The organism is Burkholderia sp. BCC1644 (assembly GCF_902833225.1).
In the GTDB taxonomy this organism is placed as follows: domain Bacteria; phylum Pseudomonadota; class Gammaproteobacteria; order Burkholderiales; family Burkholderiaceae; genus Burkholderia.
On record NZ_CADFEI010000075.1, the window covers coordinates 1 to 450 of the forward strand.

Here is a 450-nt window from a genome sequence, read left to right on the forward strand (position 1 = left end):
CTCGACGGAAGACCTGAATACGTTGGAGCTCGACTGGCGTCGAGGGGCGCGCGCGGTGTCGATTGATGGAAGCGTACTCGCGCTTGACGACGGTACGTCGGTGGCAACCGACGGCATTTTGCTGGCGACCGGCGCCCGGGCTCGCAAGGTTGACTTGCCCGGCGTGTCGTTGCCAGGCGTCCATACGCTACGCGCGCTGGATGATGCGTTCGCGCTTCGAGACGCGCTGGCGGCGCAGAGCGAGATCGTCGTCATCGGTGGTGGCCTGATTGGGTGCGAGGTCGCCAGCACCGCGCGGAAGGCAGGGCATGCAGTAACTGTCGTCGAGTCTGGCGAGGAACTGATGGAGCGTGCGCTCGGGCGAATGATGGGGCTTTGGGCGCGGGTCAAACTCCAGCAACTCGGTGTGGTCATTCATCGATCCGCGACGGTCGCTTCGATCGAAGGCCA

1 protein-coding gene is annotated in these 450 nt (G+C 64.7%); it reads left to right on the top strand.

Annotated features, from left to right (window positions below):
* A partial coding sequence (locus HWX87_RS37780; RefSeq protein WP_176051849.1) for an FAD-dependent oxidoreductase occupies window positions 1-450 on the top strand: 450 nt, incomplete at both ends.